This is a genomic window from Lacrimispora sp., from assembly GCF_032078915.1.
In the GTDB taxonomy this organism is placed as follows: Bacteria; Bacillota; Clostridia; order Lachnospirales; family Lachnospiraceae; genus Lacrimispora.
In genome coordinates, this window is the sequence record NZ_DAMAUN010000075.1 from 21,636 (window position 1) to 29,274 (window position 7,639).

8 protein-coding genes are annotated in these 7,639 nt (G+C 43.5%); 4 read left to right on the plus strand and 4 right to left on the minus strand.

The features are described 5' to 3' along the window. Entirely contained in the window at positions 1–1,197 is a 1,197-nt protein-coding gene (locus tag RT269_RS22935; protein ID WP_313186111.1) for a TolC family protein, read from the plus strand. Here RT269_RS22935 and spoIIR read toward each other — a convergent pair. After that, on the minus strand, positions 1,175–1,825 hold the full coding sequence (gene spoIIR / locus RT269_RS22940) for a stage II sporulation protein R (RefSeq protein ID WP_313186113.1): 651 nt from the start codon (positions 1,823–1,825) through the stop codon (positions 1,175–1,177). The two genes, RT269_RS22935 and spoIIR, sit on opposite strands and share 23 nt — an antisense overlap. Before the next feature lie 97 nt (positions 1,826–1,922). Here spoIIR and RT269_RS22945 point away from each other — a divergent pair, with 97 nt between their 5' ends. The 3 genes from RT269_RS22945 to RT269_RS22955 are packed head-to-tail and all read left to right on the plus strand — an operon-like array spanning position 1,923 to position 4,325. Continuing rightward, complete coding sequence (locus RT269_RS22945; protein WP_313186115.1) at positions 1,923–2,987, plus strand: D-alanine--D-alanine ligase family protein; 1,065 nt, start codon at positions 1,923–1,925, stop codon at positions 2,985–2,987. A gap of 60 nt (positions 2,988–3,047) precedes the next feature. Then, positions 3,048–3,866 (plus strand): glutamate racemase, encoded by an 819-nt coding sequence (murI, locus tag RT269_RS22950; RefSeq protein ID WP_313186117.1) that lies wholly within the window; start codon positions 3,048–3,050, stop codon positions 3,864–3,866. A 12-nt stretch (positions 3,867–3,878) separates the two neighbouring features. Beyond that, entirely contained in the window at positions 3,879–4,325 is a 447-nt protein-coding gene (locus RT269_RS22955; RefSeq protein WP_100306081.1) for a DUF1934 domain-containing protein, read from the plus strand. A gap of 41 nt (positions 4,326–4,366) precedes the next feature. Here RT269_RS22955 and RT269_RS22960 read toward each other — a convergent pair whose 3' ends face one another. The 3 genes from RT269_RS22960 to RT269_RS22970 form a co-directional block, all read right to left on the minus strand. Beyond that, positions 4,367–5,587 carry an AAA family ATPase gene (locus RT269_RS22960; RefSeq protein WP_313186120.1) on the minus strand — a complete coding sequence of 407 codons (1,221 nt, stop codon included), beginning with the start codon at positions 5,585–5,587 and terminating at the stop codon, positions 4,367–4,369. 72 nt (positions 5,588–5,659) lie between these two features. After that, entirely contained in the window at positions 5,660–6,505 is an 846-nt protein-coding gene (locus RT269_RS22965) for a tyrosine-type recombinase/integrase (protein WP_313186122.1), read from the minus strand. A 6-nt stretch (positions 6,506–6,511) separates the two neighbouring features. Further along, positions 6,512–7,375 carry a tyrosine-type recombinase/integrase gene (locus tag RT269_RS22970; protein ID WP_313186123.1) on the minus strand — a complete coding sequence of 288 codons (864 nt, stop codon included), beginning with the start codon at positions 7,373–7,375 and terminating at the stop codon, positions 6,512–6,514. Positions 7,376–7,639: the final 264 nt, after the last annotated feature.

Genomic DNA, 7,639 nt, shown 5'->3' on the forward strand with positions numbered 1-7,639 from the left:
ATGAGAATGAAAGGTTATTTATCTGCCTGCATGGCAGTGACCCTTGCTCTATCCGCCGCCTTGCCGGTTTATGGGGCAGTAGGACCCGGACAGACGGGAATTTCCATTCCAGAAGGGATGACCGAGGAGAAATGGAACAAACTCCAGGATCAGACCATAGAATTTGATGAGCTTTCAGACAGGGTAAGGTATTTTAACCCTGACTTGCAGAATATTGCTGATTCCGCAGGAAATGAGAAGAGCAACCAGCAGTATGTTTATGATGAGTTGAAAATATATATTCGGGATCTTAACGACAATACCAAGTCCATGGAAGATTCAGGTGACATAAGCAGCGAGGAAGGGCTGAAGAAATACATGGAGTTGAAAACCACTGTTATGATACTGGAAAAAGGTGCTGACACTCTGAACAAAGTGATCAAACGGATCGATTCAGGGATTAATAAGAACGTTGACCGCTATTCAAAGACCTTCTCTTCTGCCGTAAGTCAGATCATGATAGGCTATAACAGCGCCCTTGCTAACCGAGAAATGATCCAGAAGATGCTGGATGTCAGCAAGGCAGGTTTTGAAGCTCAGTCCATAAGCTTTCAGCAGGGTATGGCCACGGAAGCAGATGTGCTGGCAGCCAATAAAGGGGTGCTGGAGGCACAGGCATCATTGGAACAGCTTAATAACACCATTGACGGCCTGAAACGTTCCTTATGTCTCATGACCGGTTATTCAGCGGATGCAGAGATTCAAATCGGAGAGGTCCCTCAATTGGAGCTTTCTTTTATCTCTTCCCTGAATTTAGAGGCAGATACAGCAAATGCGGTGGGAAATAATTACGATCTGATCGAAAAGCGCCGCTCAGCTTCCGGCCAGACCACTACCGGTGTAAAAAACAAGGCAGCCGGTCTTTCAGAAGAAGAGCAGACTATTACGGTTACCATGCAGGCCTATTATCAGGGGATCCTTCAGGGGAAGTCCGCTTATGACGCCGCCTGCACTGCTTACGATAAAGCAGTTCTGGAAAAGGATAAGGCGGATCGTTCCTATCAGCTTGGCATGGTGAGCAGGCTAGGGCATCTCCAGGCCCAGATGGCATTCTTACAGGCTGAAGGCGCAAAACAAAGCGCATACAACACACTGTATCAGGCCTATGATACCTATCAATGGGCAGTGAACGGGATTATTGCGGATTCTGGACAGTAGGCTCCGGCTTTTTTAATAGTAAGTCCGCCAGCTTGAAACGGATATGGATCTTCGGAGTTTCCCGGCTGATTATCTGATAATCAGATTCATCCATGGAACTTTTTAATATTGCTTTGGAAGCATCCGGTACAACCGCATACGAAGAATCTGTGAAACATAGCGGAGGATAAAGGACGCACCACCAGTTGCGTCCTTTTCCTTCGCCTATTTTTACCCGGACGGCTTCATAGTTGCCGCAGGGAAATACCATGTCTCCATAGGTTTTGGTGGGAAAGTAACAATTGGTCAGTTCCATATGTGCAGGATAATTATATCCCAGTTTTTTCATGTAGTGTTCTGCTTGTTTTTCCAGACTGTCCGTGTGGGTGAGAACAAAGTCTTTTGTTTCCTCAAGGGATGCATTTTCTCCAAGGTCCTCATATATTGAATTGAGCAGCATAGTGCGGACTTTTAATTTCAGGGTTTGGTCTTCTGTGCTGTCGCTGTTTGCTAATACGTGAAAACGCAGGATTTCCGGGGCGATCCGTGCGGCCAGTGCCTCATCCTTTTGTCTTCCGTCTGACAGGGTAAGCAAAAATGCGATCAGAAGACAGGTAATACATAAAAATAAATCGTGTCTCTGTTTCATAGGGGTTCCTCCTTTTTTCTGGAATCTATTTGTAATTGTAACCATATGTGCTATAATATAAACACTTTAAAATTGAGAAATTAATGAGGAGAGTAAAATGGATAGAAAAACTGCGGTTGTACTATTCGGCGGCCAGTCATCAGAGCATATTGTATCCTGTATGTCAGTGGTCAATGTTATTAACCATATTAATAGAGAGAAATACGATGTAGTTTTAATTGGGATCACAGAAGAAGGCCGTTGGATAAAAACGGATTCTGTAGAAGATATATTAAAAGGCACATGGAAAGATGGTTCGGTTTCAGCAGTGATCTCTCCTGATGCAACCATGAACGGTGTTATTCTGATGGACGGGGAAAAGACAGAGATCATCAGGGTTGATGTGGTATTCCCGGTGCTTCATGGATTATTCGGAGAGGATGGAACCGTTCAAGGGCTTTTTGAGCTGGCGGGGATTCCATATGTTGGCTGCGGGGTGCTGGCCTCAGCTATTTCCATGGATAAATTATATACAAAGATCGTTGCAGATGATCTGGGGATCACCCAGGCGGCCTATGTGCCGGTGATGCGCCATGATTTAAAGGATATAGAGGCGGTTGTAAGAAGGGTAGAGGAGAAGTTTTCTTATCCAGTGTTTGTAAAGCCCTCCAATGCAGGCTCTTCCAAGGGAGTAAGCCGTGCGGGTGACAGGAAAGAACTTATGGAGGCTTTGGTAGAAGCTGCAAACCATGACCGAAAGATTCTGGTAGAAGAGATGATTGTGGGACGGGAAATCGAATGCGCCGTATTCGGAGGCGGAAACGTACCGGTGGAAGCTTCAGGAGTAGGGGAGATCCTTGCGGCAGCGGAGTTCTATGATTTTGATGCGAAGTATAACAACTCTGATTCCAGAACGGTTGTGGACCCGGTTCTGCCGGAGGGGGCCACAGAGCGGGTAAGGGAAGCTGCTATGGCCATTTTCCAGGCAGTAGACGGCTATGGCCTGGCAAGAGTTGACTTTTTTGTGAAAAAGGATGGCAGTGTGGTATTCAATGAGATCAATACCATGCCCGGATTTACGGCGATCAGCATGTATCCCATGCTCTGGGAATCGGCTGGAATGAATAAGGATCAATTGGTTGACCGGCTGCTGGAGCATGCAATGGACCGTTACAGAATATAGGAGGAACGCCCTGTGGGCAGACATTTATGTCAAAAAGCAGGGCGGAAAAGAGGAAAATTAATGGCAGACAGAAATTCACCTATAGGAGTATTTGATTCAGGTGTAGGCGGACTGACCGTTGCACGGGAGATCATGCGGCAGATGCCGGATGAAAGAATCGTATATTTTGGAGATACTGCAAGGGTGCCTTATGGCAGTAAATCCTGCAGCACAGTGATTCGTTTTACCAGACAGATCATCCGATTTCTCATGACCCAGGATGTGAAGGCAATCGTGATAGCCTGTAATACCGCCACCGCCTGTGCTTTAGAGGCGGTAGAAAAGGAAGTGGACATTCCTGTTGTAGGCGTGATCCATGCAGGAGCAAGAACCGCCATAGAGTCAACGAAAAACGGGAAGATCGGCATCATTGGGACAGAAGGGACCATACGAAGCGGAGTATATACCAGAGTGATGAAGGAAATGAAAGAAGATATTGAAGTGACCGGAAAACCATGCCCTCTTTTGGTTCCGCTGGTGGAAGAAGGGCTTTTGCATGATTCTGTTACCGATGAAATCGCTTCCAGGTACTTAAGTGAATTAAAGGGAAAATATATTGACACACTGGTACTGGGCTGTACCCATTATCCCCTTCTCCGTTCTACCGTTGGAAGGCTCATGGGACCAGAGGTGACTTTGGTAAACCCTGCATATGAAACCGCATTGGAGTTAAAGCAGATTTTGGACGAAAATGGCATTTTATGCGGACAGGGAAGCAGTGATCTGGAAAAATACCGTTTCTATGTCAGCGACCTGGCAGAGAAGTTCACCAGCTTTGCCACCTCCATCCTTCCGGGACAGGTGAAAGAGACAAAACAAATCAATATCGAGGAGTACTAAAGGAGTTTTATTATGACAAGAGATGTTCTCATCAGCATCAGCGGGATGCAGATTGCAGAAGACGACAGCAATTCAGTCGAGATGATAACAGCCGGCGATTATTTTTTGAAAAACGGCAAGCACTACATTCTGTATGACGAGATACAGGAAGATACAGGTGGAGTGACCAAGAACACCATTAAGATCCATCAGTCCGGGCTGGATATCATCAAACGAGGAAGTTCCAGCGTTCATATGACATTTGAAAAGGATAAAAAAAATATGTCCTGCTATGCCACGCCCATTGGAGAACTAATGATCGGGATCAACACAAAGGATATTCAGATTAATGAGGAAGAGGACAGCTTAAAGGTGCGGGTGGCCTACTCCCTTGATATCAATTACCAGCATGTTTCGGAATGCAACATTGTGCTGGATATTCACTCCAAAGCTACAGCGGATTTCCGTCTTTTAAATTAAAAAAGACATATGCCATTGGCAGTATGCCTTTTTCAGTCGTTCTAGTGAATGGATTCTTTAAGAAGCGGGATCGCTCCATATTTGCCTAAAAGATAGTCCTTGGAAAAGCTGGCGTCAGACCGGACCTTTATGTCTGCTAAGGTGTAGAGCCTGGATTCCTGATATTCATTCATATCCACAAAAGCCACTTCATCCCGGCGGAACTGCTGATTATTTAAGATGGAGATATCGTAGGTCGTGAAAAGAATCTGTATGTTTAAATTTTTGTCCTTCTGAAAAGAATCAATAAAAAACTTTGTAACAGAAGGATGGAATTCATTTGATATGTTATCAATGATCAGAACACCGCCCCCCTGGGACAGATGATAAACCTGAATGAATAATTGAAGGTATTTCATAGTGCCCAGGGAAACCTTTGTGTAGTCCATATATTGTATTCGGTACTCGCCGGTCTCCCGGGACTTCACCCGGTATCCAAGCTTAGGGATGCCCTTTTCAATAATAAGTTCTTCTGCCGGGATTCCCAGCTTTCTTAGCTGCCCCAGGGCATAATTAAGGGCGTCCGGGTTTTCAAGTGCTTTGTATGCCCTGCCATCCATGACCAAATGGCCCGCAAGCTGGAACGGTTCAAGGAAATCACAATAATATGCGATCCGATTCGAAAAAAAGGACTCAAAAGGCTCCATGAATGCCGTGATCTCAGGTATATTCAGGCATGCTAAAATAGAACAGAACAACCGGTCCTCGTGAGGATGGATCCCTGTCTTCTGGCGTAACACTTTTTCATACTGGCGTCCGATGGTAATTTCATCGGCATTCCGTGTGAATACCACATGGTTATCCACGGCCAGGTTTTCCGTGAGAACTTTCTTGTTCAGGACAGAGAAGCCGTATTCATAGACCCGTTCTCCGCTGATAAAGGTAAGCTCCATTTCCGTGGGCTGGGTGTTGACTTTCTCATCCAGGAATGGAAGAATTCTATCCAAAGAGCTGATCTGTAAGAGCGACATAAAATGTTTTCTGGGAATGTCCTCCATTGAAAAAAGCTGCCAGAAGATAAAAGAGTGAAAGCTGGTAAAAGCGAGAAAAATATTGGTTTTTCCGCTGGAATTCGCTCCATATATGGCCAGAGTTTTAAGCAGTTTTTTGTTACCGGCCATTACCAGATGATTTGGATGTTCCTTGTAATTAACCGCTTTCATATCAATAAAAGTTTCATCCAGAAAGGAACGGAAGTTTTTAAAACGAAAAGAAATTATCATGGTATATTATCCTCCTTTCCGAAATTATACTGTAAAAATGTGGAAAAATAAACAAGAATACAAAAAAGTTGTTTACCATGTGATAATTTCGTCCAGGATCTGCTGCTGCTCCTGGCTGGAACGGGTGAGATAAATCCTGGTAGTCTCAATGCTTTCATGCCCCATTAAATCCGCCAAAAGAGAAATATCGTTAAAACAGGCCAAAAAGTTTTTGGCAAAACGGTGGCGGAAGGAATGAGGATAAACTGTGTCAGGATCTATTCCATAGCGCCTGGCCAGATGTTTCAGCTGAAAATTAATTCCCCGCGGGGTGATCAGACGTCCTTCTTTATTTAAAAAGAGGAAACCGCTTCGTTTGCCCTGGTTGTGGCACCATTCCAGCGCTTCTTCACTTAGAGAATCCGGAAAATAGATACGGCGCACCTTTCCGCCCTTGGAATAAAGGTCCAGATATCCCAGGTTTAAATGCTCTACCTTGATTTGGATCAATTCACTGACCCTGGCGCCTGTCGCTGCCAGAAAGCGGACAATAAAATACCAGAAATAATTTTTCTCTTCTTTTAATTTCTCTTTAAAAAGATCATAATCCTCATTTGAAATAACGGTATCCAGGAACGTTTTTTGCTGGACTTTTACCGAAGGCAGATGATAGGAGGCGACTAAAATATATTCCTCTCCATTGGTTTCTGCCAGAAAACGGGAAAAGTGATTCATGGCATAGATCCGCTGGTTCACGGTTGCCGGCCGATAGCGGGTAATCAGGTGGCTTTTATACCGCTGAAGGCTCTCCGGTGTGATCTCCTTATACATACTGTAAAAAAGCCGGACACTGCCCGCATAGGCCGTAATGGTATTATTTGATAAATTCTTTTTCTTCAGAAATTTCTTAAAATCATTCAGTAATTCTTCATTTAACATAATATCCTACCAATTCACAATTTGATTGACAATTTGCTTCTGTTCCGTACTGCTCCGGTGAAGATAGATCCTTGTAGTTTCAATGCTTTCATGTCCTAAAATATCCGATAGCATGGAAATGTCCCCACAGCATTCAATGAAATTCTTGGCAAAGCGGTGACGAAAGGAATGGGGATAAACCACTTTGGGATCCAAATCATAGAGGACGGTGAACTTTTTCAACTGGCCCCGGATTCCGGCAGGCGTGATCGGATCTCCGTAACGGTTTAAGAATACGTATCCGCTTACACGGTCAATCTGTCGCAACCATTTTAAAGCATCCTCCCGAAGACTTTTGGGTATGTAGATTCTTCTTATTTTATTATCTTTGGAGTAAATATCCATATAACCGCGTTTTACATGCTCTACTTTAATCTGGACCAGCTCGCTGACCCGGACGCCTGTGGCTGCCATAAAACGTATGACAAAATAATACAGCATGTTTCCGGAACGTATCAGACATTTTTTCAAGTACTCGTAATCTGCCTGACTGATAACGTTTTCCAGAAATGTTTTCTGCTGAACCCGTATCATCAGCATTTTGGATGAGGACAGCTGTAAAGATTCTGTGTAACAATTAAGTGCCCTGATTCTTAAGTTGACTGTCTGGGGTTTGTAATGTTCCATAAGGTAACATTTATAAAGCATGAGATTATCATGACTGATCACATGATATAACCCAAGAAATTGTTTTACTGCAAATAAATACACGTGAACGGTATTGGAGGACATGTTGTTGAACTCCAGGTAGTCACGAAAATCATCAAGGCTTTGCTCGACGACACTTTTGTTTTCTGATTCTGAACCAGTTACGGCGTATTCTTTTACCATGTCTTTATTCTCCTTGTAGTTTGATGCAAAAACAGTTTAACATAAGTATATAGGTGTTTCGAAAAATAATCAAGAAAAATTCGAAAAAAGTGTAATAAATATTGAATAAATGCGTATAAAACGCCTGTTGCTTACGATAATTTCCAATATTAGAAGTATAATTACCTCGTAATGCAATTAGGAATTTCGAAAAATATTTCAAAAAGAAAAAAAGGAGAGTGCATTAATTATGAGAAAGCAGACCAAATTAGTTGCTGTATTATC

Bases quoted from the DNA above. Each gene is read 5' to 3' on its own strand.
- RT269_RS22945 (WP_313186115.1), top strand. From the start codon at position 1,923: ATGGATAGAAAAACTGCGGTTGTACTATTCGGCGGCCAGTCATCAGAG.
- RT269_RS22960 (WP_313186120.1), bottom strand. From the start codon at position 5,587: ATGATAATTTCTTTTCGTTTTAAAAACTTCCGTTCCTTTCTGGATGAA.
- spoIIR (WP_313186113.1), bottom strand. From the start codon at position 1,825: ATGAAACAGAGACACGATTTATTTTTATGTATTACCTGTCTTCTGATC.
- RT269_RS22965 (WP_313186122.1), bottom strand. From the start codon at position 6,505: ATGTTAAATGAAGAATTACTGAATGATTTTAAGAAATTTCTGAAGAAA.
- RT269_RS22970 (WP_313186123.1), bottom strand. From the start codon at position 7,375: ATGGTAAAAGAATACGCCGTAACTGGTTCAGAATCAGAAAACAAAAGT.
- murI (WP_313186117.1), top strand. From the start codon at position 3,048: ATGGCAGACAGAAATTCACCTATAGGAGTATTTGATTCAGGTGTAGGC.
- RT269_RS22935 (WP_313186111.1), top strand. From the start codon at position 1: ATGAGAATGAAAGGTTATTTATCTGCCTGCATGGCAGTGACCCTTGCT.
- RT269_RS22955 (WP_100306081.1), top strand. From the start codon at position 3,879: ATGACAAGAGATGTTCTCATCAGCATCAGCGGGATGCAGATTGCAGAA.